Origin of the sequence: Fibrella aestuarina BUZ 2 (assembly GCF_000331105.1) — a bacterium.
Taxonomy (GTDB): Bacteria; Bacteroidota; Bacteroidia; order Cytophagales; family Spirosomataceae; genus Fibrella; species Fibrella aestuarina.
This window is the reverse complement of sequence record NC_020054.1, coordinates 6502647-6527918: the sequence shown is the minus strand read 5'-3', so window position 1 is coordinate 6527918 and position 25272 is coordinate 6502647. Positions and strand designations below refer to the sequence as shown.

Here is a 25272-nt window from a genome sequence, read left to right as displayed (position 1 = left end):
ATCCATTCACTTAACGGCAGCCTTAACGCGTGCGCCTTCGCGGATTTTCTGCGTGCCCTCCGTCACGATGAGTTCACCTTCGTTGAGGCCGTTCTTCACGATCACCTTTTCGTTGATGCGGGGGCCCAGCGTCACTTTTTTCTGGGTCACCTTGCTGCTGTCACCGACGACGAAGACAAAGTATTCACTCATCTGCTCGGTAACGGCCTGATACGGAATCATCAGTTGGGGCGCGCCCGTGCTGGCTTTCACGCGCAGATTACCGTTCAGGCCCACTTTCAGTTGCCGCTCGGGATTAGGGAAGGCCACCCGTACGCGCAACGTACCTGTCTGTGGGTCAACGGCCCGGTCGACGATCCGGACGGCACCGGGGTAGCGGTAGCGGGTGCCGTCGGTCAGCAGAAAGACGAACGTGGAATCGCGCGGATTGCTGGGCTGGCTTTGCAGCTTCACAAACCGCTGAATGTCTGATTCATCGATCTGAATATCGACCGAAATCGGGTTGTCGGCCGAAATAGTGTTGAGCGGCGTCGACCCCGGCGCGACTGCTGCGCCCAGACGTACCTGCGAGATGCCGATGGTACCGTCGAGGGGGGCGTAGATGGTGGTGTATTTGAGGTTGGTCGACACCGCCCGGATGTTGGCCTGCGCCGCCTGTACCTGCATTTGGGCTGCTTCCAGAGTGGCATTGGCGTTGTCGACCGCCTGCCGGGCAATGGCATCCTGTTTGGCCAGCGTATTGTAGCGGTCGGCGTCTTTCTGGGCGCGGTTGAGGTTAGCTTTCTGCACATTCAGGTTGGCCACCGCCTGATCGTAGCTTGCCCGGTATTGCTGCGGGTCGATGGTGTACAGCTTCTGCCCTTTCTTCACACGCTGCCCATCCTGGAAAAAAATGCCGGTGATGTTACCCGCAACCTGGGGTTGAATCTCGACATCGACCAGCGCCGTTACCGTAGCCGGGAATTCGTCGTAATAGGTGGCATTGCCCCTGGTCGCTTTCACAGCCGTGACGGGCGTGGGCGGTGGTGGGGCTTGTTGTTGCTCGTCTTTTTTGCCTCCACACGCTGCGGCAATGAACAGCAGGGCAGGCAACAGCAGGTACGTTCTCATAGTAATGGTTACTGAACTGACGAATAGTGGGGAATAACTCCTCCGTTAGAATCGAATTTGGCCCAACGCACGCTCTACATCCAGTTTGCTGAGGATGAGTTGGTTGAGGGCTGAGAAAACATTGAGGCGAGCGGCCCGAAGATCGGCCTCGGCCACGGTGACGTCGAGGTAGGCCCGAATGCCCGATCGGTATTGCAGGTTGATGACGCGGTAGGTGTCCTGCGCCAGCAATAAATTCTCCTGCAAGGCCTGGTAATTGGCAAGGTTGCCTTTGTAGTTGGCGAGGGCCTGCGCGTATTCCGCATCGACCGAACTGGTGAGCGCGTTCTTATCCCATTCCAATCGTTTCACCTGTAGCTCGGCAATGCGTGTCTGTTGAATGCGCCGCCCGCCCTGATAGATAGGCAGCGACACCACCAGCCCAATCAGCGAGTTGGGGAATGCCTGGCCGTAAAGCTGCGGAAAGACGTTGTTCTGGTACAGGAAGTTGTAGTTGGCGACGGCCGCCACCGTAGGCAGATACGACCAGCGATTGTAGCGCACGTTGGCGTCGGCGAGGCGCCCTTGTGTTTCCAGCAGTTGGTACTCGATTCGATTGCGCGGATCCACCAGCAGCGTCGTGTCGAGCCGTGATTCCTGCGCCAGTTGGAGCGAGTCATACACCAGATTGAGCGCGCCGTTTGGCGGGTAACCCATCAACTGTTTCAGCGCCTGGTATTTGGCCCCCACCAGATCGGCATATTGCTTGCGTTGGGCAATGGTGTTGTTGAGGGCAATCTTGGCCCGTTGCGGGTCGGTTTTATCGACAAGTCCACTCTGATACTGGTTGGTGGCGTCCTGATAACTGCGCTGTTGCCGCCCGATGTCTTCAGAAAGCACTTCCACCTGCCGCTGCGTCAGGATCAGGTCATAAAAGGCTTTGCTGACATTGATGACCACGTCGATTTTGTTGCTGGCGGTCACCTGTCGGGCCTGGGTTCGGTAGGCGTCGGCAGTCTGGTTGGCCAGTAGCAGATCGCGGCTGAGCAGGTTTTGCGACAGCGAAAAGGAAGCCGTGGATGTGTTGCGCGCCCCCAGGGTAACGGGCCGTCGCTCGCCGGTGGTCGCGTCGGGGATGAGCGTGACGGGCAGTTTGAGGTAGTGAAATAAATTGTAGCCAGCATTGACCTGTGGTAGCCAACCTGATTGGGCCACGCGAATGTTGCGGTCGGCAATTTCCTGATCAATGAGCGACTGACGAACGATAGGTTGATTGGCGAGCGCGTACTGAATGCAATCGGTCAAATAAGCCCTTGTGGCTAACGAATCGGGCGATTTTTGCGCAAGAACGACATCGGTAACCATCAGGCTGATTCCCCAAATGAGAAGAAGTAACCCGTATTTTTTCATAACGTAAATAGGCGCGCCTGCCTGTAGCTGTGCATATAGTCAACAGCGTTTACTATCAGGTGCTACTTACGTATCTGCCGAATCGCCCTTTTTGTTTTAGAATTAGTGCTACTGAAAAATAGCTGTTTACAGGCTATCTATGTTTAGCTATAAACTTTCTTTACTTTTCCTTATTCTTAACAAACTACTAGCGCCACCAGCCCTAATTTATGTCTTCATCAACTGATCAATCCCTGCGAACCTACTACCGGGCCTGTAACCTTTGCGAGGCCATCTGTGGCCTGATCGTGACGCACCGAAACGGGCAGGTCGTCAGTATCGCGGGGGACCCCGATGATCCCTTCAGCCGGGGTCATATTTGCCCGAAAGCGGTGGCGTTGCGGGATGTGTATGAAGACCCAAACCGGCTGCGAAAACCGCTGAAACGCGTAGGCACCGACTGGCAGGAAATCGGGTGGGAGCAGGCCCTGGACGAAGTCGCCGACCGGCTGCATCAGGTACGTACCCAGCACGGGCCGAGCGCCATCGGTGTCTATGCCGGTAACCCAACGGTGCACAATTCGGGGTCGTTTCTGGCCATGCCGGGCATGGTGAAAGCCCTGGGCGCCCGCGCCGTGTTTTCGGCTTCGTCGGTCGATCAGTTTCCGCATCATTTTGCGGCCTGGCAGTTGTTTGGCCACCCGCTGCTAATGCCCGTTCCCGACCTCGACCACACCGATTTCTGGCTCATCATCGGTGGAAACCCCATCGCGTCGAACGGTAGCATCATGACGGCCCCGGACGTGAGCACACGCCTGCGGGCTATTCAGCAGCGGGGCGGCCGCGTCGTCGTTATCGATCCCCGCCGTACCGAAACAGCCCACCGGGCCGACGAGCATCACTTTATCCGACCCGGCACCGACGTGTTTTTGCTCTTGGCCATGACGCAAACGCTGTTTGCCGAACAACTGGTTAACCCCGGTCGCCTGACCGCGCTGACCGACGGGCTGGGTACGTTGCAGGAGGCCGTAGCCCCATTTACGCCTGAATCGGTAATGGCCATAACGGGTATTTCGCCCGACGTGATTCGGGCGTTGGCGCATGAACTGGCGCAGACGCCCCGTGCGGCTCTCTACGGGCGGGTGGGCGTTTCAACGCAGGAATTTGGTGGGCTTTGTCTGTGGCTCATCAACGTACTTAACCTGCTGACGGGCCACCTCGACGAGCCGGGCGGGATGCTGTTTACCTCACCCGCCATCGACGTGCTAGCCACCCGCCCCGGTTCGCCCCGGCCCGTTTACAACAAGTACAACCGCTTTCAAAGTCGGGTGAGCCAGAAGCCGGAGTTTATGGGCGAACTGCCAGTGGCTTGCTTAGCCGAGGAAATCGAAACGCCGGGCGACGGACAACTGCGGGCGCTGGTTACGAGTTGCGGGAATCCGGTGCTGTCGACGCCCAACGGACGGCGGCTGGAGACAGCGCTGACGCAACTCGACTTCATGGTGTCGATTGATATCTACCTGAACGAAACCACGCGCCATGCTCACTACATCTTACCGCCGCTGACGGGCCTCGAAACGGCCAATTACGACCTGACCTTCCACATGCTGGCGATCCGCAATACCGCCCGCTACTCAGAGCCGATGGTGCCCAAACCCGATGGCACGCTGTATGACTGGGAAATTTTCGAGCACCTACGGTTGCGCTTACTGGGTACGTCGCGCGCGGAGTGGACACTACAAAACCCGGAAAAGATCATCGATCAGGGGTTGCGCTATGGGCCTTACGCCAGGCAGGGACTGAGTCTAACGTACCTGCGCGAGTACCCACATGGCGTCGATCTGGGGCCGTTGCAGTCGCAGTTACCCGGCCGCCTGTTCACGCCGAATGGCCGCATCGACGTGGCTCCCGCCCTGTTTCTGGCCGACTTGCCCCGCGCCCATGCGGCTCTGCAAGAGGGCACACCTGCCCCCGATTCGTTGCTCCTGATCAGCCGCCGGCATCTGCGTGACAACAACTCGTGGATGCACAACGCCCGCGTGCTGATGAAAGGGCGAAACCGCTGTACGTTGCTGTTGCACCCTACCGACGCGGCCCGGTTGGGCATCGTAACGGGCCAATCGGTTCGGGTACGTTCCCGCGTGGGCGAAGTCGATATACCCGCCGACATCACGCCCGATATTATGCCCGGCGTAGTGTGCATGCCGCACGGCTACGGCCACCACCGCACTGGCACCCGGCTCGACGTGGCGCAGCAACATGCCGGGGCCAGCGTCAACGACCTGACCGACGAAGCCTTTGCCGATTCGCTGACGGGCAACGCCGCCCTATCGGGTGTACCGGTTTGGGTGAATGGAATGTAGCCTAAGCCCTACTGATAAAACCGCAACTGGTTTTGAAGGGTAGTTACCTGCCGCTGAAGGGTCTCGACCTGATCGAGCAGGTTATCGACAATGTCGAGGTCGTCGGGGTGGATGGCCAACTCTTGATGCAGCCTGACGAGCTTTTCAAGGCGGGTGAGCTGGTCGGGCTGCACGTAATCGGTCTGCTCAACCGTCACGACGTTAATCAGCCCGTGTTGAGCCAGGGTATGAATAAAGGTGATTTCGACGTGGTGGTACACGCAGAAATCGGTGGCCGGAATCAGGTCGTTTGCAAACATGAGACGATCGGTTAACGGGTAAGGGCTGCGCGGAGTTGGTCTTTCTGGTCGTCGGTCAGGTTGGTAGGGAGTTTCACCTGCCATTGCACATACAAGTCGCCGAAGGTGTTTTCCTGCCGGTAGACCGGGAATCCTTTGCCCCGCAGCCGGATTTTGGTGCCGGGCTGGGTTTCGGCTTTGACGGGTACTTTCACCTGCCCCGACAGCGTATCGACCACTTTTTCGCCGCCCAGCAGCGCCGTCAGCAGGTCGATTTCCTCGGTCACGTACAGGTCGTTGCCCTGCCGTTTGTAGCGCGGATCATCGTCGATCAGGAAGGTGAGGTACAGGTCACCGTTGGGCCCGCCGTTGACGCCGGGTGCGCCATAGCCCGTCAGTTTGATCTTCTGACCGTTTTCGACCCCCGCGTAGACGGTGATGCCGATGGTTTTGCCGTTGACGGTCAGCGATTGTTTGTGGGTCGTGTAGGCATCGCGCAGGCTGAGGCGGAGTTCAGCTTCGTAGTCCTGACCCCGAAAGCGCGCTTCGCGCCGACCGAAACCGCTGCCCGCTTCAGAGCCAAACATCGAGGCGAAAAAGTCGGAGAAGTTACTGCCGTCAAAATCGCCCGAGAACGAATAGCCGCCGTCGCCTCCGCCATACTGAGCACCGCCATACGGGTTCTGGGTACGTTGCTGCTGCCGCGCGGATTCCCGCGCCTGCTCAAACTGTTCGGCATGTTGCCAGTCTTTGCCGTACTGATCGTACTTCTTGCGCTTGTCGGGGTCGCTGAGTACCTCGTTGGCTTCGTTCAGTTGCTGAAACTTCTTATTGGCCTCCGGGTCGTTGGGGTTGAGGTCGGGATGCATTTTCCGGGCCAATTTCCGGTAGGCCTTCTTGATCTCATCCTCAGAGGCTGTTTTCGGTATGCCCAGAATCTTATAATAATCAATGAAGTCCATAGTGAGGAACGGATTAGTTTGCTGCGTGGTCAATCGCCGCCGGTCAGCTACCCCAAGAACGCAAATTGCCCGGCGAAGGTTACGGCATCGTATGGCACCTTACTCACTACCCGCCCAGACCCGCATTGGGCATGTTCATTTGAAAGTAGCCGACCTGAAACGGGCAATGGCTTTCTACTGCGACCTGCTCGGCTTTGAACTAATCACCATGTACGGCGATCAGGCAGCGTTTATCTCGGCAGGTGGTTACCACCACCACATCGGTCTCAACACCTGGTACAGCAAAGATGCCCCGCCTGCGCCGGTGCGTGCCGCCGGGCTGTTTCACACGGCCATTCTGTACCCGACTCGCCGCGATCTGGCCGTAGCGCTGCAACGCCTGCTCGACGCGGGCTACCCGCTCACTGGCGCCTCGGACCACGGCGTATCGGAGGCGATTTACCTGAATGACCCCGACCAGAACGGCGTTGAGCTGTATTGGGATCGCCCCCGCGACGAATGGCCCCTGCGGCCCGACGGCAGCATCGAGATGTACACGCGGCCCCTCAACCTCAACGAGTTGCTGGCTACCCGTTAGGTAACGAAGTGTAACAAAGTGTTGGGCAGGCTGTTTACTTCCTGTTTAACACTTAACGTTATATGACCCGTTACGTACTTCTTACGCTGATTATCATCGGCTTTCTGGCGCGCTGTCAGCAGCAGAAAAAGGAGACTTCAACCGAAATTGCCGACTCTACTGCTACGGCAATGGCCGCCGATTCTGTGCCCACCATTGGTAATCCGGTGCTGCTGGCTACACTGCCCGAAAAATACAACACACCCGACGGCCTGGCGCTGGGCCCTGATGGCACGGTCTACCTGTCGATGCCTAATCTGGCCAACAACGATTACCCCGGCGTTTTGCTGAAAATCGTCGGTGATTCGGTGCAGTTCGTCAGCGATCTGCCCGCCCACCCCGAGACAAAGCACGCCTGCCCGATGGATCTGGCCTTTGGACCAGATGGTAACCTGTACTACGCTGATAACCAATATGAAAACGATAAAAATAACAAATCGCGGTTGATGCGCATTCGCATGAAAGGCGGTAAGGTGTTGGGCGTCGATCAGTTGGTGACGGGCTTTGGTTTGTCGAATGCCGTGCTCTGGAAAGGCAACAACCTCTACGTGACCGACAGCCAGTGGGATACCGACAAAGATGACAAAGGAAGCGCCATTTTCCGGTTCACGATGGCCGAGTTGAACAAGGCGACAACTAACGCGCCTATCGTGCTGAAACCTAAAACGATGGACCCGCATGTGCTGACTACGTTTACGACCACCGTAAACGAAACGGGCCTCGATAATGGCGCTGATGGGCTGGACTACGACAGTCAGGGAAATTTGTACACCGGCTCGTTTGGCGACGGTACGCTCTACAAAGTGGCGCTCAAACCAGATGGCAGTTTTGCCTCAAAACAGGTGCTTAGTGTCAGTCAGCCAATTGCCTGCGTAGATGGCCTGATTGTGGATCGGGCGACCAATACAATGTACCTCTGCAACTCCCGCATGAATGCCATCATGACGGTGAATCTGGCCGATGGCACCGTGAGTACGCTGGCGCAGAACGGCGATACCGACGGGCAATATGGTCGGCTCGACCAACCTGCTGAAGTGCTGTTGAAAGGTAAGCGGCTCTATATCAGCGATTACGACAAGCCCGAGAAGAAGTTCGTCAACAGCAAAGCCGACGACGTGCACACGATGTCGTATATCGAGTTGAAGTAGGCATACGGAATGTGTAATGAATAATGTACAATGTACAATGTACAATGGGCTGGCGCCAGATCAATTTCTCGCGTCAGCCCGTTATACATTGTGCACTATTCATTATACATTCTCACAACTCCTTCAGGATCAGCTTGCGCCAGCGGACTTTGATGCCGCCGCCGTCGTGAATCTGTAGAGCGATGGAGCCATTTGCGGCGCCGATTTTTGCGTCGCGCATATCGACCATCGGCTTGCCGTTCAGGTACGTTTGCACGTGGTCGCCTTCCACGCGGATACGAAGCGTGTTCCACTCGCCCGGCTTCAGAATCGTCTCTTTTTCGGCGGGTATCTGTTCGAGCCAACCCCGTCCGTATGATTCGTAAATACCGCCCGTATCGTGGTCTTTGGGCGCGACTTCAACCTGCCAGCCACTGATTCTTGTGCCGTCGATGGTCGAGCGGAAAAACACGCCACTATTGCCGTTGGCTTCCTGCTTGAACTGCACCGACAGGTCGAAGTTTTTGTAGAACGCCTCGGTGGCCAGGTAGCCATATTGCTTGTCGGGGCCGCTTTCACAGATCAACTCGCCATTATCGACATACCATTTCTCGGTGCCGTAGATTTTCCAGCCCGTCAGGTCTTTGCCGTTGAAGAGCGTTATTTTTTTGGTGGGGGCCGCCATCACAAACAGAAGGGGCAGGAAGAGAGCAAACAGAAACCGTTGCATAGATAGGGAGGGGGTTAATTGCCAGAAATAACGCAGACCGGCGCGGGTACTTTCACGCTGTGGCCGGTGGGGGTGAGCTTACCCGTTTTGGTGTCGCGGCGGAACACCACAAGGTTGTCCGTTTCCTGATTGGCGACGATCACAAACTGCCCGCGCGGGTCGACCCAGAAGTTCCGTGGGGCTTTGCCATCGGTTGGTGTCGTGCCTGCCATTGTCAGTTTACCATCGGCGCCCACGGTCAGCATCGAGAGCGCGTTCAGGCCGCGGTTCGACTGGTACACAAACTTGCCCGACGGGTCCATGTGAATATCGGCCGAGGTGTTCTGGGCGCTGAAATCGGCCGGGAGCGTAGGTACGTTGTCTTGCAGAAGCGTCAGGGCGCCCGTTTTGGCATCGCGGCTGAAAGCGGCCGTCGACGAGGTGAGTTCTTCAACCAGATAGGTAAACCGGCCATTGGGATGAATGACCATGTGGCGCGGGCCCGAGCCGCCTTTCACCGTCGTGTAGGGTGTAGCAGCGGGCGAAACGCGCTGCTTAGTGGCGTCGATGGCGTAGGTGTAGATCCGGTCGGAGCCCAGATCGGCTACGTACACAAAGCGGTTGTCGGGCGAAACCGTCGCCGAGTGAATATGGACCCCGTTTTGGCGGGGATTGGCCGGGTTACCCCCTTCGTATTTCATCTTGAACGAAGGCGCTCCTACTCTGCCATCCGCCCCAACGGGCAAGGCTGCGAACGTACCGCCACCATAGGCCGAGATAAAGGCAAGCCGTCCGGTCTTGTCGAGGCTGACATGGCAGGGGCCGCTGCCTTCCGACGATCCCTGGTTCAGCAGCGTGAGTGCGCCGGTTTTAGCGTCGATCGCGTAGGCGTTGACGCCGTTGGGGCCGTCGCTCGATTCGTTGACGGAGTAGAGATACCGCTTGGATGGGTGGAGAGCCAAGAACGACGGGCTTTTGTCGTTTTTGGTCGAGCCGATTTGCGTCAGCGTACCCGCGGTGCGGTCGAAGGCAAACGTGTAAATCCCCTCGCTGCCCCGTGTTGAATACGTACCCACATAGAGCCGCTCGGGCGTCGGTTGGGCCTGGAGTGGGGCGGTGATCATGCCACTTACGAAGAGGGCAAGGTAAAGAAAAGGGTGTCGCATTGAATTATCGTTACAAACAGGTTAATTCATCGTCTTAGCCCTGCTAAGGTCGCCGAAGATACCGGATGATTAGAGGCGCAGATCAACTTGACAACCAAATTTATCATGCTACATACTGCATTCAGGGGCTTGCTGCCCGCGCTGGCTACGCTGTTGGGGAGCACGCTTGCATTGGCCCAACTACCAGCAGGGTTGCCCAAAGCACCCACTACGATGGCTTCGCCCACCCCGATGACGGCCGATACGGCGGCAATGGCGCAATCACCGGCCGATACCGCTGCTGCCAAACTGGATGCCGCTTTGGCGGCCAGAAACAAGGGCGACAAAGCGGCTACGGTGAGCGCGCTCAACGCTGGCGTAGCCGCCGCCGAAGCACAGGCTGCTACCAGCAAAGGCGATTTTAAAGACAAGCTAATGAGTCAGGCCGGTAATTTGAAGAAACTGATTCCGGGCGTGAGCAGCGGGCTGGTTGGGGGAAACGTGCTGAGCAAAGCCGTGTCGCTGGTGAAAATGGCGCTTGGTGCCAACCAGATCAGTAGTTTGCTGGGTGGCGGTGGTGGCCTGCTTGGTTCGGTAGGCGCGCTGACGGGTGGCCTCAATCTGATGAAAGGAGCCCTGCCTGCCATTGGCGGTGGTTCTGCAGCCACCACGGGCAACTCGCTCATCAGCAATGCGCTCGCGGGCGTCGGCAAGTTGTCGGGTGTGGGTGGGGCTGCGGCCGAACCGGCCGTTAAGCAGCAACTTGGCGGTGTGCTGAACTTTGCGAAGGGGCTGTTGTAAACAGCGAAGTCTGGCAACTCGGATAAAGCAGAAGTCCGTAGGGTTGAGAGTCGTTTTAGTGTGTGATGTCTGAGCACCACTGAACGACTGTCAATCCTACGGACTTCTGCTTTATCCGATTTCCCAGACTTCGCTATTCCACCGGCGAATCGACGATGCTGACGATTTTCCACATACCGCGCAGGTCTTTGTGGCTCACCGTGACACTACCGCCCAGCGGATTGTCGGAGTGGAGTGTCAGGTATTTCTTCGTCATCAGTTCGTTGTCGCGGATTCGTTTGACCACGAAAAAGTCGCGGTACATGACCGCAAAAATGCCGCCCGACTGGTATTCCCAGTTGCTTTGGTCGACCTGCTCCGCCAGGACTTTCGCCCCGTTGCTTAACTGGGGCGTCATACTATTCCCTGAAATTTCGATCACCACCACCGGCCGGCTCGACCGAATCGACGAGCTACGGACCCGGTAGGTATCCATGTCCATTTTGCGGAAGCCCTCCGTGTAGGTCTCCACAAAGCTGGCGTAGAATTTAATGGGCACGAACGGCACTTCGACCAGGTTTTCGTCGGCCACCGTGAAGCGGCTGTTGCCTTCCTGTTCGCTTTCGCCCAGCACGGGCAGAAGACCCCGCAGCAAGTAATCGGCCCGGATCTGCGGGTAGCAGGCCAACAGGCTCATGATGGTGTCGTACGACGGTTTGGCCCGGCCACTCAGGATATTATAGAACTTCGACGGGTTTTCACCTAAGTCCTTCGATATCTGATAGATGGTCATGCCCAATGCGTCAAATACCTGCTTCAGCCGATCCTGAATCGTTTCCACTGCCTCGATGTTTACTGCACACTCTTCCATTTTTATGTTATAAAAATTGGATAGTATATTTTGATTGAAATATATTGCACCCGTTCAATGCAAGTTTACGACAAATTACTATCAAAAGGAAAGCATATTTCATGTCTTTGTAGCGAATAATACATGAACGCAAACCACCTGCGCCCTCATACAAAACCAACTGTCCTGTTTGTGGATATGAACAGTTTTTTTGCCAGTTGTGAACAGCAGGACGACCCCCGGTTGCGCCATAAGCCGGTGGCGGTTTGTGTGTATACGGGCCCGCGCGGCTGCGTCATTGCGCCGTCGATCGAGGCCAAAAAACGAGGTGTACGAACGGGCATGCGCCTCGACGACGCCCGGCAACGCTGCCCCGACCTGATTGCGATTGAAACCAGCCCGGACCGCTACCGGCAGTACCACATCCGAATCATCGACGTGCTGAAGCGATTCTCGGCGGATGTGCTGCCCAAAAGCATCGACGAGGCGGTGGTGGACCTGACCCGCCATCAACTAACCTACAAAAGCATGGACGAGGTAGCCCGGCGCATCAAAGCGGCGATCCGCACCGACGTGGGCGACTACCTCCAATGCTCCATCGGCATTGCGCCCAACGTATTTCTGGCAAAACTGGCTTCCAATCAGCAAAAGCCCGATGGCCTGACCACTATTTCACCCGACAACATCGATGCGGTACTGGCGCGGCTAACCCTCACCGACCTGCCCGGTATTGGCGAGCGCATGGCAACCCGGCTCCGGAAAGGCGGAATTCAAACGCCGCTCGACCTGCGCTACGCCTCACCCGACCGGCTCAAGGTCGTTTGCCAAAGTATCATTGGCTGGCACTGGCACTTGCGGCTCAACTTTGGGGGTGAGGTCGATCTGGCGACGCAGGCTTACAAAAACATGCAGGCCATTCGGTCGGTGTCGGCCGAGCAACGGCAGTCGGTCGAGGTGCTGGAGATGATCCTGCGGACCCTATGCCTGACGCTCGAACGCCGCATGGTGCACCGGCACCTGTTTTGCCAACGGCTGCAGGCCTGGGTACGTTACTGGAACGATCAGCGCTATGAAGACGAACTGGCGTTCAGCGTACCGATGCAGGACGGCATTGAGTTGTTTCAGACGATTTGCCAACGAATGGTCAGGTACGCGCAGCAGCACCGCCGTGGCCCGCTGCTGAACGGCGACGTACGGCAGATTGGCGTGGGCGTGAGCGATTTTGTCGCCGCGAACGACGTCCAGTATACGTTATTTGAAGATCACAGCCGCAAAGACAAACTGCGGCAAACGCTCTACGCCATCAACGAGCGGCTGGGCGGCAAACACCTGATTCGGGCTACCGAACTACGGGAAGGCGAGGGCCTAAAAGACCTCATTGGCTTCGGCTCCATCAAAGACCTACACGACATCGAGTGGGATGATCTGTGAGGAAACGCTACGGTTTCATTACAACCGAATGGCCCGGATGACCTCGCGCTTGCGAGCCGGGCCCGTGTGTTTTTCCACCAGAAAACCAGCGTCGCGCAGGTTTCGCTGCACCGCCGATTTCGAGCAGTAGGTTGTCAGGATACCACCGGGCCGAAGCATGGAGGCCATTTGCTCAAAAATCTCGGTCGTCCAGAGTTCGGGCTGGCCTTCGGGGGCAAACGCATCGTAGTAGATCACGTGAAACGGCCCTACGTTGGGCAACGCCTGAATGGGCGTCCGGTATTTGGTCAGCGTAAAGTAGGGGGTAATGGGCGTCTGGATGCCCCAGGGAGCATCGTGCAGATCGTCGAGCCAGAAGGTGGTTAGCTGCCCATCATAATTGAGCGATTTGCCCGCTGTGGGATCAATCGGGTAAGCTTCTACGGCTACGTAGTCGATAGGGTGGTGCAGGCGCATCGCTTCCCGGGTCGTCATCAGGGCATTGAGCCCCGTGCCAAACCCCATCTCGAAAACCCGGATCGGCCCCTCGAATAAGGTAAACGCATAGGTCAGACCGAGCTCAATAAATACCCGCTCCGATTCCTGAATGGCTCCGTAAATAGAATGATAATGCTGACCAATGTCGGTGTTCAGGATCGAGTGTGACCCATCTGCCGTAACGACGACTTGCGTATTCATGCGTTATGCCATGCTTTCGGGCTACTTTTGTATGCGATTACGTACCGCACTGGGTTAATCAATAAGAGCAAAACAGCCTTAGTTGTTTACTGATGGCTGAACAGTTTTATTACTAAAGTTAGTTTTCGAGTCCGATCATGATTCAACGCATTCAAAGTATCTTCCTGTTCCTGATTGCCGCCGCTATGGGGGTAACGCTGGCCAACCCCATCTGGGAGAAACCCGGCAGCAAACCTGGCGAAGAAGCCGAGCTTACTTCGCTGCAATATGCTTATGAACAAGGTGTTACCACCTTTGTTACGCCGCTTTGGTATCTGGGCGGGCTACTGGTAATCATCGCCGTCATCGCGTTGGTCGCCATTTTTCAGTACAAAAAAAGATTACTGCAAATGGGTCTTTGCGCCGTCAATGCCATTCTGCTGACGGCTTCCATGGGCGTTATTTTGTATAACGTACTAATAAACGGAAAATCGTACGGAAATCCAGCCGATCAGGGTTCGTTCCTGACGGGTTTCTGGTCTATCGTGGTGGCACTGGTGCTGAATGCGCTGGCTAACCGCTTCATCCGTCGCGACGAAAAGCTCGTGCGCGAGTCGAACCGCATCCGGTAATGAAAAACCTGCTGACCTACGCCATCTCGCTGACCATTGCGGGCGGCTTGTTGTGGTATGTCTTCAAAGACATCGACCTCGACGCCATGTTTGCCGCCATCGCGCAGGCCAATTACCTGTGGGTGGGCGCCTACGCCGTCATCATCATGGTGGCCCACTGGAGCCGGGGCGTCCGGTGGAGCCTGCTGCTCGAGCCGGTGGTGGGGCAGCGGCCTTCGCAGACCAACGCCCTGCTGTCGGTAATGACGGGCTATTTCGCCAACCTGCTGATTCCGCGCATGGGTGAAGTAACGCGCTGCGGTACGCTCAACCGGCTGGACAACGTACCTGTCAACGTCAGTTTCGGAACGGTCGTTGCCGAGCGGATTTTCGACGTACTCATGCTGCTGCTGGTAATCGGCCTGACGCTCGTGCTGGAAGCCGGTCGGCTGGGCGATCTGGTGATGGAGTTATTTGCTGGCAAAGGCGGCGGTGGCTCAAAAGCCGGTCTGTACTGGCTCCTGGCCGCTGGGCTGGGCAGCGCCGTCGTGGCCCTGTTTCTGTACAACCGATACAAAGAAGTGCTGCGGCGTAATGCGCTGTTTGCCAAAGTCGAAACCTTCGTGCTGGGCCTGCTCGAGGGGCTGCTAAGCGTGCGGAAACTGCGTCAGCCGGGCTTGTTTATTTTTCATACGCTGCTCATCTGGACGCTCTACTATTTCTCGACCTACGTCCTGTTTTTCGCCATGCCACAAACCGCCAGCCTGGGTCCGGTAGCGGCGCTCACCATCCTGATGATGGGCAGTATCGGTATGGCTGCGCCCACGCAAGGCGGGCTGGGCTCGTTCAACATCATGGTGGGGTCGGCGCTGGTGCTGTATGGCCTCACCAAGCAGGACGGGCAAACGCTGGCCACGCTGATGTTGCTGTCGCAATGGGCTGTGGTCATCGTGGCGGGTGGGCTGGCGTTTCTACTTGTGTTGGGCCGGGGCCGGGCTGCCGACCCGACGGTTGGTGCGGCCACCATCGGGGAAGGCCGCTGATTGGTCCGTACGTGATTTTTACGAAATAAGCTTACTGCCCTGATCACATGACTGCCTCTAAAATACATACCCGCGATGACGCCGTAGCGCAGGTGGCCGATTGGCATCAGCAGGGGCTGCGCGTGGTATTTACCAACGGGTGCTTCGATATCGTACACCTGGGCCATATCGATTACCTCGAAAAAGCCCGCGCCCTGGGCGACAAACTGGTGCTAGGCCTCAACACCGATGCCTCAGTGAGCCGGATCAAAGGCCCGTTGCGGCCAGTAGTGAACGAAACGGCCCGCGCCCGGCTTATGGCCGCCCTGCAATTTGTGGATATTGTGACGTTGTTCGACGAACCCACGCCGCTTGAACTGATTGAAGCCGTGCGGCCCGATGTACTCGTAAAAGGCGACGATTACAGCGTGGCTACCATCGTAGGGGCCGATTTTGTGCTGAGCAACGGCGGAAGCGTTGAGACCATCGCACTGGTGCCGGGCTACTCAACCACCGCGCTGATCGGAAAAATTGTGGCAGCTTACGGCTGACAACGTACCCAGAGTCGGACTGCCGTTCGCCCTTGACCAACGGCAGCCCGGCCGGACGAGTGGAATGGGAGATGGGACATTTTTGGCCAACACTTTGTTTTCTTACTGAGTTGTTAGCGTGTATTAGCAACCGTAACCAATTCCAACGACCATGCCTGGTGCTTATTTGTTAATGATTATCCTGTTCCTCGTCGGCCTGTTTGTGCAGTGGCGACTGCGGAGCAAATTCAGCGAGTACTCACAGATTCCGCTCAGCAGCGGCCTGACCGGAGCCGAAGTGGCCGAAAAGATGCTGTATGAAAACGGCGTCTCCGACGTGCGCGTGCTGTCGGTTGAGGGCCAACTCACCGACCACTACAACCCGCAGGACAAAACCGTGAACCTCTCACCCGATGTCTACCATGGGCGGAGTGTGATGGCGGCGGCCGTGGCGGCCCACGAGTGCGGCCACGCTGTGCAACATAAGGTAGCCTACGGCCCGCTTCAGTTCCGTTCGGCCATTGTGCCGTTCGTGAGCATCTCCTCGCAATACATGCAGTGGATTTTGCTGGCGGGTATCCTGATGATCAACAGCACGTTGATACCGCTGACGATCGGTGTCAGTCTTTTTGCCGTCACGACCCTGTTTAGCTTCATCACGCTGCCCGTTGAGTTCGACGCCAGCAAACGCGCGCTGGCCTGGATTGAGAGCCGCGGCGTGGTATCGCAGCGGGAGTATGGCGTAGCGAAAGATGGCCTGAAATGGGCCGCGATGACCTACGTAGTGGCCGCCCTGAGTTCGCTGGCTACGTTGCTCTATTACGTGAGCATCCTGAACGGACGTAGCCGCGATTAACGGACGAATCTGACTAGATTTAAGCCGAAGCCCGATGCCGAAAGGTGTCGGGCTTTATTTTTGCCTGTCACGTAGGCGCGAACTGTGCTAGTACTGACATACCCCACCCATCCATGAATCGACTATCCGCCCTGACACTGGCTTTACTAAGCCTGCTTGGTTTAGCACTAAGGCCCACCAACGTACCTGATACGCCCACCAGTTGGCTCACCGGCGACCCCGCCGACGTAACCACCACCACCACGCCCGGTATGCTGCTGGCGGGTGGTAGTACAGACGTGGCCGCGGCCATGCGGTGGTTGCTGAAAAGAGCTGGTGGGGGCGACGTAGTTATTCTGCGGGCGAGTGGGGCTGATGGGTACAATCAATACCTGTTTTCGGAACTGGGCGAATCCGTCAACTCGGTCGAGACCATTCTGCTGAACTCAGGCGATTGGGCCAACGACGATTCCGTCGCGCAGACCATCCGCAACGCCGAAGCGTTGTTTATCGCGGGTGGTGACCAGGCCAAGTATGTCAACTACTGGAAGGACTCGAAGGTAGAAGAGGCGATCAATTACCTCATCAATACCAAGAAAGTGCCCGTGGGTGGTACGAGCGCAGGTTGTGCCATATTGGGCGGGCTGTATTACCCGGCTTTTCGGGAGAGCCTTACCTCGGCCGAAGCCCTGAGCGACCCCTATCACCCGAACCTGATGCTGGGCCGCAACGATTTTATCGACGCACCATTTCTGGCCAACACCATCACAGATACCCATTTTGCCGAGCGCAAACGACAGGGAAGGCTGGCGGCGTTTCTGGCCCGGATGCGCACCGACTGGGACCTGACCGGGCGGGGCATTGGCGTGAGTGAGCAAACGGCGGTTGCCATTGATGCCAATGGCCTCGCCCGGGTCTTTGGCCAAGGAGTCGCTTATTTCGTTGCTCCCACCAAACCGAGCAAGCCCGATCAATGCGTTGTGGGTAAGCCGCTTGTCTGGATCGGCGGTAAGAAGGCGCTTCGGGCGATCGAAGTGCAAGGGACGGCCGACGGCTCAGGTACGTTCGATTTGACAACGTGGACCGCTACGCCCAATCAAATCAGTTGCGTGACGCACTGGTACCTCGATACCAAGGGTCTGCAAATGCGCCCCTAGGTAAATTTTGCTGGGCCTAAACGAGGTCATATGGTGGCTGAAGAAGGGCTTAGAATGTAACCTGCCGCAGAATCGTCCCCGCTACGGGTACCAGCCGGATCGGCTCGATCACCTGCGTTTTTTCATTTTTTGCCCGGATGGTGATGGTCGAGTTCAGGTACGTTGCCGGGCTGCTGGGTACGTACCGATACGTAGCCAGTTCGACGGGGCGGTACGTCCGATCGGCGAACCCCGCCACCGGGAAGGTCTTCACAACGGCTTCTTGGGCCGGTAGGGGGTGAGCGTAGACCAAAGGGCCGTAGCTGAAATAGGTTTCGCTGTTGGCAAACGGATGCGCCATCACGGCGGCGTTGAAGGCCAGCCGGATCACGGTTTTACCCGCCTTGACCGGCAGGGCGAGGTAGCCCGGTTCGCGGTCGTAGGGGTGACTACAGGTGGCGGCTGTGGCCCAGGTGGGTTGCCTGATTTTGAGCCGGAAGGGCCGTTGCGCCTGTATGGTGAACACAAAACTAGTCTGGTTAGGATAGTCGGTTTGTTCCTGGATGGATACAGCATTGTCGCCAAGCTGCGTGGCTAGTTGGCAGGGCCCAAGCAGGTTGGCCACCAGCCCGTCGGCTTGGCGCATCCACATGGCCTGCACATAATAGGCGGCAATACGCCCCGCATTGGGTACGCAACAGACGGCAGCATCCTGGTGGGCGGGCGAATACTTGTAGCGGGTTTGTTTGGGGTCGCCTCCGCCGTTTCGAGTCCCGGTCATCGCGTACGAATTGTCGGTTTTCAGGTAAGCAATGCTGCTGTGGGTGGGGTGGCGAGCGCCCTGGGCCGCGTTAAAAAACAGCCGCTCGATCTGATCGGCGTAGGCGGGGCGACCCGTTTTCTGCAAGAGCATCGAATAACTATGCAGCAACTCGTGCAATGAGCAATACTCGTAGCCGGTTTGGGTGGCGTCGGCCGACGCCTGCGTGATCCATTCGTCACCGATGGGGCCGCCGGTGGGGGTCGTCAGTTGCTCGATTCGTTGCTGGTATCGATCCAGCGCCTGCTTCAGTTGCGCATCGCCCGACGCCCAATAGGCCACCGTCAGCGGGCGAAGGTGCTCGTAGCTGTGTACGCCGTGCCCGTGCATTCGGTAGTTGTCGTCCAGAATATTGGGCAACTGGATATCGGTTTCCGAGACGGCGTTTTTTGAATAATCGGTGTACAGAAACAGCGCGTAGTCGAGGTATTTCCGATCGTTGGTGAGCTGGTAGAGCCGGTCGAGCACATCGGTGAAAACGAGGCCGTGGCTCAGTCCCGCGAATGGCTTTTCGGCCCTGAACGGCGACGACTGATTGATCGGGTAATTGACCATCACGTTGTCGACGGCCTTCACCACCGCCTGCCAGACCCGGGGGTCTTTGGTTAGTTCGTAATAGCCTAACAGCACCCGAAACAGGGTGGCTTTGGCCCAGAGTTCGCCGTTTTCGCCCGTGAGCCTATAGCGCAGATCGGGGGCATACACGCCCAGGTAACCGTCCGCATCCTGCGTGGCCAGTATACCCGTAATGTAGGATTTGGCGCGCTGTTGGGCCTTCAGATCGCCCGACAGGAACGCCTGCCGCACAAATCCGTCGCGCCAGTTCGATTGGGTTTCGCTGTTCCACCATAGGAACTGCACGTTCCAGTCGCCGTTTTCGGCGATGGCGCCCACGTCTTTGGCTTTCACCTTTGTGGTAAGGCGGTTTTTGCCGTAGATATCATCCTTCACGATCAGGTCGGGCACCAGCCGGTCCAGGTTTCCCACGAAGCCCTGCAAGTCCTGCTTCATCTGGGCCTGGAGCCAACCTCTCGGCTTTACGTCGCCAAGGGGCAGCCACTGATAGGTTTCGGGTAGCGGCGCCTGAGCCATCAACAGACTGGGGGCGGCTACACAAGTGAGGGCCCCCCAGGTAAGGGCCAACCAGAGGCGGCACAGAGGTAGCATCATCATGAGCTTAGTTCGTTAGCAGAAAGGTGAGCGGAATAGCAAGCCGTTTGTGCCAGGCCTGTTCGCTGTGGTTTTCGCCAGGGAAAAACCGGGTGGTCCAGTTCGTGACCGTGTACCCTTTGGTGCGCATCACTGCATCGGCCTGCTGTTGCAGCGGCGGATAAAGCGCGTCCAACGTCTGATCGCCGTAGTCGAAATAGAGCTTATGCGTTTTAGGGTCAGGCAGCCGGGTACGTAGATAGTCGAAAAAAGCCGCCGGAACGGGGTTGTTGTCGACCGAGAAAATGCCCGGCCAGTGGGTAGACAGGCAGGCCGCGCCACCGAAAACTGCCGGGTATTCGCAGAGAGCATACAGGGAAATGAGGCCGCCCATGCTGCTGCCCGCCACAAACGTATGCGCCCGGTCGGTGTAAACGGCGTAAGTACTGTCGATGTGCGGTTTTAGCTCCGTGACCAGAAATTTCAGGTACGCATCTGAGTTGGGCTGGAAGGGTTCGGTCGTTCGGCCGATGGCCTGAAGCTGCTGGTTGACAGCCGCTTTCTGCTCAGTAGTCAGTGAGGCGTATGGTTTTTGCGGAAAGTAGTTGGCGTGACGACTCTTCCCGGCGTTCCAGACGCCGACCACGATAAAGTCCTGCACCTGATGCGCCGCCAGCAGACTGGTAGCCACGTCATCGACATCCCAGCTCTGGTGATTCCAGGTGGTGGCCGAGTCGAAAAGCATTTGCCCGTCGTGCATATACACGACGGCGTATTGCTTGTTGGCGCTGTACCCGGCTGGTAGCCAGATGTCGACGTGGCGCGGTTCGACAAACCTGGACGCGACGTTTTCCATTCGCCTGATTGTGCCCGCTACGGGCCGGGGCACAGGCTGGGCGTAGGTTAGCGACGTGTAGCAAACGAGCAGTAAGGCGACGAGTCGGTTCATCGGAACGGGCTAGTAAAGGACTGGATTCAGTTCGGTATCGATTACCTGCCCAACTTCGGCGCCGGGGCACCAGGTATGCCAATCGTTTTCCTGGTTCTTGTTGGTGGGCTGCTGCAGGAGCATATCCTTGTCCATGTAAATCACGGTCATCACTTTCCGTACCTGATTGGTCACGTTGGCACCGGCGCGGTGGAACACCCACCCCGAATGGAAGCTCACTTCGCCCAGCTCAAACGGTTCGATGACGTGCGCAAAGTCGGTGACGCGCAGTTTTTCGGCGATGAGCTTCTCGCTGTCGTCGCTGATCTTCAGGTCGCGGCCTTCCACAATTCGGTGGCTGCCCGCGCTGAATTCGAGTGGCCCCATGGGCAGGGGCACGGCCTGCAACGGAATCCAGGCCGTGATGGTCTTGTCACTGCTGAGCGGCCAGTAGTACTGGTCGGCATGCCAGGGTGTGATGCCGCCACCGCCTTCTTTGAACAGCGCCTGATCGTGGTACATCCGCACGCCATCGACCTGCATCAGCTCGGCGGCAATCCTGGCTAGCCGTCGGCTGAACACAAACGGTTTGATAGCCTCGTTTTCGCGCCACAGGTTGAATAGCTGTAAAAAGGCCTTGCCGTAGGTGTCGCGCTGGTCGAGGGCAGTAGATACGGTGTTCATCGAGGCTACTTGCTGGCTGATAACGTCATTGTAATGGGCCAGCGTGTCGGCGTCGAACACGTGTTTGAGTTTGATAAACCGGTTTTTCTGGTAAAAATCGATCTGCTCGGGTTGGAGTTCGTAGGGCGTATCCAGTGATTGCATGGGCATAAACAGGAATAGTGATAAGCTTGAACTGAGGAGCCAACGTAGCGGCTCGGATAAGGCAAAGGTGCGCGCAAAAAGCACGCTGCTGTTTTACCACTTTAGTCCAATACTTTTCGGATATTAACCGTATCAATCGTTTAGTACTAGTACACTGGTAATATTGGCTCATTTTGAAGGTCATCTCCTCACCGCTGTCTGCCTATGAAACCTGAGCTGGAAAGGGGGATTACCAACCTGGCGACTGCGTCGTTCAAAGCCTTTCGGCTCTGCCAGCCGGCTTTTGAATCCCACTGGCATTACCATCCCGAACTGGAGCTTGTCTACTTTGCACGGGGGAAAGGGGTGCGGTTTATTGGCGATGCTATTTCGCTGTACGACGAAGGAAGCCTTTTCCTGATTGGCGAGAGCCTGCCCCACACGTTTGTCAGCTACGCCGATGAGCAAGGGGAGTTAGTCGAAGCGTATTGCATCCAGTTTCCGCCCAACCTGCTCGATTCGTTTGCCGAGTGTAAACCATTGGCGGCCTTTTTCGAGTCGGCCCGATGTGGGCTTTCGTTTCCGAACCCCGCCGCTGTGCTGGTTACGTTGCTGAAAGAGACGGTGCATCAGACGGGTACGGCGGCGTTGGTGCGGCTCATCGAACTGCTTGACCGGCTCAGCAACGTACCTGAGCGCGAGCCGATCCTGCAACAGGCGTATCAGCGCCATGCCGTAATGACTGGTGCCGCTACCCGCATCCGGACGGCCGTCGATTACATCAATACGCATTACCAGCGCCCGGTTTCGTTGCAGGAAATTGCCCATGCCTGCCACTTTTCGCCCAACGCCTTCTGCCGGTGGTTCAGGCAGCACATGGGCGTGACATTTGTCGACTACCTCAACAAAGTGCGGCTGACGCACGTCTGCCAGTTGCTCACGGCTACTGATCTGCCCATCAGCCAGATTGCAACGCAGGCTGGGTTCGACAACATCAGTACCCTAAACCGGCTCTTTCAGGCCCGGCTGGGTACGTCGCCCGGCAAGTACCGGGCGGGTGTTTTGCGACAATAGATACCATTGGGCCATTGAACGAGTCATTTACTGAAATCGTAAGGCTCCGTTGCCGGAGAACCGGATCGTCCCGCGTAGCTGAACCGACTGAGCAGGTGTCGGCTGGCTGACCTCGACGGTGTGGGTAGCGGCCACTACGGTGGCCGCCGTGGCATCGGGAACGCATTGGCAGGTCCAGGTGGTGGGTGCCTGCCAGTTGCCGGTTTGAGCGCTGCCGAGCGTATAGACACCCAGTGCGTAGACGGTTCCACTCCAGAAAGACAGGGCATAGAGTTGGCCATCGGTGCCTTCGCCAAACGACACCAATCCGTCGACGGTCGGTGTCTGCGTAACGTTCTGGTAGGTGGTGTTGGTGGGGCGACGCAGCGTCCAGAGGGTTCCCTGCGACCAGTCGCCGTAGACATACCAGCCACGCAGGCTAGGGTAGGTACTGCCCCGGTACACAAAACCACCCGTAATTGACCGCGCCTGCTGGCCGTTGTTGTTGTAACCAGCGTAATCGAGCAGGGGCTGGGCAAAAACGGTGGTGAGGCTGCACCCGCTGGTGGCGTAGGGGTGGGTACCTTCGTAGCAGGGCCAGCCGTAGTTCTGGGGAGCGGGGGCTGCGGCAGGCGTCACGGTTAGCTCTTCCCAGCCATCCTGCCCAATGTCGGCCATCCAGAGGTCGCCCGTAAGTTTATCAAAGCTCCATCGCCAGGGGTTGCGTAGGCCCAGCGCATAAAGTTCGTCGGGAACGCCGTCGGTCGGGCTGGCAAATGGGTTGTCGGGCGGGATGGCGTAGGGTGTGGCAGCGTCGACATCGATTCGGAACAGTTTGCCAAACGGACTTTGCCGGTTCTGGGCGAGCTGGCTGGGGTCACCCTGACTGCCGCGCGCGCCCTCGCCCGAATCGCCGGTGCTGATGTAGAGGTAGCCATCCGGCCCAAACGTAATGCGCCCCGACCGATGCCCCGCTGCCGGGTAAGGCACCGTGAAAATGAGTTGTGCCGAGGCCAGACTGGCCTGTATGGGCGCTGTGCGCGTGCAGGTATAGCGGGCAACGACGGCCGCCTGGTCCGTCTTCCGAAAATACTGCACGTAGAGGTAGCCGTTCTGAGCGAACTGCGGATGCACGCACAGCCCGAAGATGCCGTTGAAGTCGAGGTCAAAGAGCAGCGGGCCAATGTCGAGCACGACGGGCGATTGGATTACCCCATTCTGGACCAGCCGGACCTGTCCGTTGGTCTGAGCGACCAGTAGCTGCTGTGGCCCGATCGCCGCCATATCGACCGGATGATACAGGCCCGTCACGTATGGGGTTGGGCGCAGTTGCGGCGTCTGCCCCCACACTGAGCCAACTACGGAGAGCCACAGGCTCACAGTGAGCCATTGCTGCCAGGCGATTAGGCGAAAAGGTGTTTGCTTAACCAAGGTCTTCAAGCGCTACCACACGTATGTGTAGGTATATAGGTACCGGTACGCATACGTAATTGACGGCTCAAAAATGTTCTTTTTTTACATTGTTTGCTCATGCTGGCTCCTCTTGTTAGGCAACGTACCCAGCCAACAAAAAAGCGCGGCTCCGTTTCCGAAGCCACGCCCTTAAGCAAGTTGACGGTGGCCGTAAAAGCCTAGTACCGATACAGTTCTGATTTGAACGGACCCGATACCTGCACGCCAATGTAATCGGCCTGATCCTGCGCCAGCGGTTCCAGTTTAGCACCCACATGCGAGAGGTGAAGGGCCGCTACTTTTTCGTCGAGCACTTTCGGCAGCACATATACCTTGTTTTCGTACTTGTCGGCGTTGGTCCACAGTTCGAGCTGGGCCAGCGTCTGGTTTGAGAACGAACACGACATCACAAACGACGGGTGGCCCATGGCACAGCCTAGGTTCACCAGCCGGCCTTCAGCCAGCACGATGATTTCCTTGCCGTCGACTTCGTACATATCCACCTGCGGCTTAATCTGGCTTTTGGTCTGCCCGTACGTCTCGTTCAGCCACGCCATATCGATTTCGTTATCGAAGTGGCCAATGTTACACACTACCGATTTGTCGCGCATGGCGCGGAAATGGCGGTCTTTAATGATGCCAATGTTGCCCGTAGCCGTCACGAAGATGTTGGCGCGGGTAACGGCCTCGTCCATCGGCAGCACTTCGTAGCCGTCCATAGCGGCCTGCAAGGCGCAGATGGGATCGATTTCGGTCACCAGTACGCGGCAACCTGCCCCACGCAACGACTCGGCTGAGCCTTTACCTACGTCGCCGTAACCAGCCACAACGGCTACTTTACCAGCCAGCATCAGGTCGGTGGCGCGGCGGATGGCATCGACCAGTGATTCGCGGCAACCGTATTTGTTGTCGAATTTCGACTTCGTTACCGAGTCATTCACGTTAATAGCAGGCAGATGGAGCGTGCCATTCTTCATGCGCTCATACAGCCGGTGAACACCCGTCGTGGTTTCTTCCGACAGCCCTTTGATCCCACCGATCAGCTCAGGATACACGTCGAACACCATGTTGGTGAGGTCGCCGCCATCGTCGAGGATCATGTTGAGCGGTTGGCGGTCTTCACCGAAGAACAGCGTCTGCTCGATACACCAGTTGAATTCTTCTTCGTTCATGCCTTTCCAGGCGTAAACGGGGATACCAGCCGCGGCAATGGCCGCAGCGGCGTGGTCTTGCGTCGAGAAGATGTTGCAGGATGACCAGGTCACATCGGCACCCAGTTCAACGAGGGTTTCGATAAGCACCGCCGTCTGGATGGTCATGTGCAGACAACCCGCAATCCGAGCACCGGCCAGTGGCTTGCTGGGACCATATTCAGCCCGTAGCGCCATCAGGCCCGGCATTTCGGCCTCGGCCAAACGAATTTCTTTCCGGCCCCACTCCGCGAGGGCAATGTCCTTAACCTTGTAGGGGACGTAGGTTGACGTTTGCATAATCTTGATTACCAGCAGTTTGTTAAGTGCTGTTCTTAATAAA

General features: G+C 57.4%; 24 protein-coding genes. 11 read left to right on the top strand and 13 right to left on the bottom strand.

Going from position 1 to position 25272, the window contains the following annotated elements; genetic code table 11:
• Positions 1-6: 6 nt before the first annotated feature.
• Both FAES_RS27045 and FAES_RS27040 read right to left on the bottom strand, forming a co-directional pair.
• A complete protein-coding gene (locus FAES_RS27045; protein ID WP_015334394.1) occupies positions 7-1110 on the bottom strand; it encodes an efflux RND transporter periplasmic adaptor subunit in 1104 nt (367 codons plus the stop codon).
• A gap of 45 nt (positions 1111-1155) precedes the next feature.
• A complete protein-coding gene (locus FAES_RS27040) occupies positions 1156-2454 on the bottom strand; it encodes a TolC family protein (protein ID WP_015334393.1) in 1299 nt (432 codons plus the stop codon).
• A gap of 254 nt (positions 2455-2708) precedes the next feature.
• On the opposite strand from FAES_RS27040, the gene FAES_RS27035 reads away from it, so the two are divergent.
• The gene (locus FAES_RS27035) at positions 2709-4841 is read left to right on the top strand and encodes a molybdopterin-dependent oxidoreductase (protein WP_015334392.1); all 2133 of its coding nucleotides are present in this window, start codon (positions 2709-2711) and stop codon (positions 4839-4841) included.
• An 8-nt stretch (positions 4842-4849) separates the two neighbouring features.
• Here FAES_RS27035 and FAES_RS27030 read toward each other — a convergent pair whose 3' ends face one another.
• The gene (locus tag FAES_RS27030; RefSeq protein WP_041258434.1) at positions 4850-5140 is read right to left on the bottom strand and encodes a chaperone modulator CbpM; all 291 of its coding nucleotides are present in this window, start codon (positions 5138-5140) and stop codon (positions 4850-4852) included.
• 11 nt (positions 5141-5151) lie between these two features.
• Positions 5152-6081 (bottom strand): DnaJ C-terminal domain-containing protein, encoded by a 930-nt coding sequence (locus FAES_RS27025; RefSeq protein ID WP_015334390.1) that lies wholly within the window; start codon positions 6079-6081, stop codon positions 5152-5154.
• Positions 6082-6172: 91 nt separating this feature from the next.
• Here FAES_RS27025 and FAES_RS27020 point away from each other — a divergent pair, with 91 nt between their 5' ends.
• Positions 6173-6658: a VOC family protein gene (locus tag FAES_RS27020; RefSeq protein ID WP_015334389.1), complete on the top strand. Its 486-nt coding sequence runs from the start codon at positions 6173-6175 to the stop codon at positions 6656-6658.
• Between the two features lie 62 nt (positions 6659-6720).
• Entirely contained in the window at positions 6721-7845 is a 1125-nt protein-coding gene (locus FAES_RS27015; protein ID WP_015334388.1) for an SMP-30/gluconolactonase/LRE family protein, read from the top strand.
• A 112-nt stretch (positions 7846-7957) separates the two neighbouring features.
• Here the strand turns inward: FAES_RS27015 and FAES_RS27010 are convergent, their stop codons facing one another.
• Together FAES_RS27010 and FAES_RS27005 are read right to left on the bottom strand one after the other, a co-directional pair.
• A complete protein-coding gene (locus FAES_RS27010) occupies positions 7958-8554 on the bottom strand; it encodes a 3-keto-disaccharide hydrolase (protein WP_015334387.1) in 597 nt (198 codons plus the stop codon).
• A 14-nt stretch (positions 8555-8568) separates the two neighbouring features.
• Positions 8569-9699 (bottom strand): lactonase family protein, encoded by a 1131-nt coding sequence (locus FAES_RS27005; protein WP_015334386.1) that lies wholly within the window; start codon positions 9697-9699, stop codon positions 8569-8571.
• 105 nt (positions 9700-9804) lie between these two features.
• On the opposite strand from FAES_RS27005, the gene FAES_RS27000 reads away from it, so the two are divergent.
• Positions 9805-10479: a hypothetical protein gene (locus tag FAES_RS27000; protein ID WP_015334385.1), complete on the top strand. Its 675-nt coding sequence runs from the start codon at positions 9805-9807 to the stop codon at positions 10477-10479.
• Positions 10480-10612: 133 nt separating this feature from the next.
• On the opposite strand, the gene FAES_RS26995 is transcribed toward FAES_RS27000, so the two are convergent.
• The gene (locus FAES_RS26995) at positions 10613-11329 is read right to left on the bottom strand and encodes a LexA family transcriptional regulator (RefSeq protein WP_015334384.1); all 717 of its coding nucleotides are present in this window, start codon (positions 11327-11329) and stop codon (positions 10613-10615) included.
• A 177-nt stretch (positions 11330-11506) separates the two neighbouring features.
• Here FAES_RS26995 and FAES_RS26990 point away from each other — a divergent pair, with 177 nt between their 5' ends.
• Positions 11507-12739 (top strand): DNA polymerase Y family protein, encoded by a 1233-nt coding sequence (locus FAES_RS26990; RefSeq protein WP_229364549.1) that lies wholly within the window; start codon positions 11507-11509, stop codon positions 12737-12739.
• A gap of 18 nt (positions 12740-12757) precedes the next feature.
• Here the strand turns inward: FAES_RS26990 and mnmC2 are convergent, their stop codons facing one another.
• Entirely contained in the window at positions 12758-13417 is a 660-nt protein-coding gene (gene mnmC2 / locus FAES_RS26985; protein WP_015334382.1) for a tRNA (5-methylaminomethyl-2-thiouridine)(34)-methyltransferase MnmC2, read from the bottom strand.
• Between the two features lie 137 nt (positions 13418-13554).
• On the opposite strand from mnmC2, the gene FAES_RS26980 reads away from it, so the two are divergent.
• From FAES_RS26980 to FAES_RS26960, 5 genes are all read left to right on the top strand, one after another.
• Positions 13555-14028 carry a DUF4293 domain-containing protein gene (locus tag FAES_RS26980; RefSeq protein WP_015334381.1) on the top strand — a complete coding sequence of 158 codons (474 nt, stop codon included), beginning with the start codon at positions 13555-13557 and terminating at the stop codon, positions 14026-14028.
• Positions 14028-15050 carry a lysylphosphatidylglycerol synthase transmembrane domain-containing protein gene (locus tag FAES_RS26975; RefSeq protein WP_015334380.1) on the top strand — a complete coding sequence of 341 codons (1023 nt, stop codon included), beginning with the start codon at positions 14028-14030 and terminating at the stop codon, positions 15048-15050. The genes FAES_RS26980 and FAES_RS26975 overlap by 1 nt, the downstream gene beginning before the upstream one ends.
• A 47-nt stretch (positions 15051-15097) precedes the next feature.
• Entirely contained in the window at positions 15098-15580 is a 483-nt protein-coding gene (gene rfaE2 / locus FAES_RS26970; RefSeq protein ID WP_015334379.1) for a D-glycero-beta-D-manno-heptose 1-phosphate adenylyltransferase, read from the top strand.
• Between the two features lie 151 nt (positions 15581-15731).
• Entirely contained in the window at positions 15732-16415 is a 684-nt protein-coding gene (locus FAES_RS26965) for a zinc metallopeptidase (RefSeq protein WP_173401280.1), read from the top strand.
• Between the two features lie 113 nt (positions 16416-16528).
• Positions 16529-17551, top strand: coding sequence for a cyanophycinase (locus tag FAES_RS26960; protein WP_015334377.1), 1023 nt, complete (start codon positions 16529-16531; stop codon positions 17549-17551).
• 49 nt (positions 17552-17600) lie between these two features.
• Here the strand turns inward: FAES_RS26960 and FAES_RS26955 are convergent, their stop codons facing one another.
• The 3 genes from FAES_RS26955 to FAES_RS26945 are packed head-to-tail and all read right to left on the bottom strand — an operon-like array spanning position 17601 to position 21261.
• Positions 17601-19523 carry a beta-L-arabinofuranosidase domain-containing protein gene (locus tag FAES_RS26955; RefSeq protein WP_015334376.1) on the bottom strand — a complete coding sequence of 641 codons (1923 nt, stop codon included), beginning with the start codon at positions 19521-19523 and terminating at the stop codon, positions 17601-17603.
• 4 nt (positions 19524-19527) lie between these two features.
• Positions 19528-20448, bottom strand: a complete 921-nt coding sequence (locus FAES_RS26950) for an alpha/beta hydrolase (protein ID WP_015334375.1) — start codon at positions 20446-20448, stop codon at positions 19528-19530.
• Positions 20449-20457: 9 nt separating this feature from the next.
• On the bottom strand, positions 20458-21261 hold the full coding sequence (locus FAES_RS26945; protein ID WP_015334374.1) for a phytanoyl-CoA dioxygenase family protein: 804 nt from the start codon (positions 21259-21261) through the stop codon (positions 20458-20460).
• Between the two features lie 198 nt (positions 21262-21459).
• Here FAES_RS26945 and FAES_RS26940 point away from each other — a divergent pair, with 198 nt between their 5' ends.
• Entirely contained in the window at positions 21460-22308 is an 849-nt protein-coding gene (locus tag FAES_RS26940; protein ID WP_015334373.1) for an AraC family transcriptional regulator, read from the top strand.
• A 27-nt stretch (positions 22309-22335) separates the two neighbouring features.
• On the opposite strand, the gene FAES_RS26935 is transcribed toward FAES_RS26940, so the two are convergent.
• Both FAES_RS26935 and ahcY read right to left on the bottom strand, forming a co-directional pair.
• A complete protein-coding gene (locus tag FAES_RS26935; RefSeq protein ID WP_229364548.1) occupies positions 22336-23718 on the bottom strand; it encodes a PQQ-dependent sugar dehydrogenase in 1383 nt (460 codons plus the stop codon).
• A gap of 200 nt (positions 23719-23918) precedes the next feature.
• The gene (gene ahcY, locus FAES_RS26930; RefSeq protein ID WP_015334371.1) at positions 23919-25229 is read right to left on the bottom strand and encodes an adenosylhomocysteinase; all 1311 of its coding nucleotides are present in this window, start codon (positions 25227-25229) and stop codon (positions 23919-23921) included.
• Positions 25230-25272: the final 43 nt, after the last annotated feature.

What these genes read in the sequence shown, in the direction of transcription:
- FAES_RS27045 (WP_015334394.1), bottom strand. Translation starts at nt 1,110, where the DNA reads ATGAGAACGTACCTGCTGTTGCCTGCCCTGCTGTTCATTGCCGCAGCG.
- FAES_RS27040 (WP_015334393.1), bottom strand. Translation starts at nt 2,454, where the DNA reads ATGGTTACCGATGTCGTTCTTGCGCAAAAATCGCCCGATTCGTTAGCC.
- FAES_RS27035 (WP_015334392.1), top strand. Translation starts at nt 2,709, where the DNA reads ATGTCTTCATCAACTGATCAATCCCTGCGAACCTACTACCGGGCCTGT.
- FAES_RS27030 (WP_041258434.1), bottom strand. Translation starts at nt 5,140, where the DNA reads ATGTTTGCAAACGACCTGATTCCGGCCACCGATTTCTGCGTGTACCAC.
- FAES_RS27025 (WP_015334390.1), bottom strand. Translation starts at nt 6,081, where the DNA reads ATGGACTTCATTGATTATTATAAGATTCTGGGCATACCGAAAACAGCC.
- FAES_RS27020 (WP_015334389.1), top strand. Translation starts at nt 6,173, where the DNA reads ATGGCACCTTACTCACTACCCGCCCAGACCCGCATTGGGCATGTTCAT.
- FAES_RS27015 (WP_015334388.1), top strand. Translation starts at nt 6,721, where the DNA reads ATGACCCGTTACGTACTTCTTACGCTGATTATCATCGGCTTTCTGGCG.
- FAES_RS27010 (WP_015334387.1), bottom strand. Translation starts at nt 8,554, where the DNA reads ATGCAACGGTTTCTGTTTGCTCTCTTCCTGCCCCTTCTGTTTGTGATG.
- FAES_RS27005 (WP_015334386.1), bottom strand. Translation starts at nt 9,699, where the DNA reads ATGCGACACCCTTTTCTTTACCTTGCCCTCTTCGTAAGTGGCATGATC.
- FAES_RS27000 (WP_015334385.1), top strand. Translation starts at nt 9,805, where the DNA reads ATGCTACATACTGCATTCAGGGGCTTGCTGCCCGCGCTGGCTACGCTG.
- FAES_RS26995 (WP_015334384.1), bottom strand. Translation starts at nt 11,329, where the DNA reads ATGGAAGAGTGTGCAGTAAACATCGAGGCAGTGGAAACGATTCAGGAT.
- FAES_RS26990 (WP_229364549.1), top strand. Translation starts at nt 11,507, where the DNA reads ATGAACAGTTTTTTTGCCAGTTGTGAACAGCAGGACGACCCCCGGTTG.
- mnmC2 (WP_015334382.1), bottom strand. Translation starts at nt 13,417, where the DNA reads ATGAATACGCAAGTCGTCGTTACGGCAGATGGGTCACACTCGATCCTG.
- FAES_RS26980 (WP_015334381.1), top strand. Translation starts at nt 13,555, where the DNA reads ATGATTCAACGCATTCAAAGTATCTTCCTGTTCCTGATTGCCGCCGCT.
- FAES_RS26975 (WP_015334380.1), top strand. Translation starts at nt 14,028, where the DNA reads ATGAAAAACCTGCTGACCTACGCCATCTCGCTGACCATTGCGGGCGGC.
- rfaE2 (WP_015334379.1), top strand. Translation starts at nt 15,098, where the DNA reads ATGACTGCCTCTAAAATACATACCCGCGATGACGCCGTAGCGCAGGTG.
- FAES_RS26965 (WP_173401280.1), top strand. Translation starts at nt 15,732, where the DNA reads ATGCCTGGTGCTTATTTGTTAATGATTATCCTGTTCCTCGTCGGCCTG.
- FAES_RS26960 (WP_015334377.1), top strand. Translation starts at nt 16,529, where the DNA reads ATGAATCGACTATCCGCCCTGACACTGGCTTTACTAAGCCTGCTTGGT.
- FAES_RS26955 (WP_015334376.1), bottom strand. Translation starts at nt 19,523, where the DNA reads ATGATGATGCTACCTCTGTGCCGCCTCTGGTTGGCCCTTACCTGGGGG.
- FAES_RS26950 (WP_015334375.1), bottom strand. Translation starts at nt 20,448, where the DNA reads ATGAACCGACTCGTCGCCTTACTGCTCGTTTGCTACACGTCGCTAACC.
- FAES_RS26945 (WP_015334374.1), bottom strand. Translation starts at nt 21,261, where the DNA reads ATGCCCATGCAATCACTGGATACGCCCTACGAACTCCAACCCGAGCAG.
- FAES_RS26940 (WP_015334373.1), top strand. Translation starts at nt 21,460, where the DNA reads ATGAAACCTGAGCTGGAAAGGGGGATTACCAACCTGGCGACTGCGTCG.
- ahcY (WP_015334371.1), bottom strand. Translation starts at nt 25,229, where the DNA reads ATGCAAACGTCAACCTACGTCCCCTACAAGGTTAAGGACATTGCCCTC.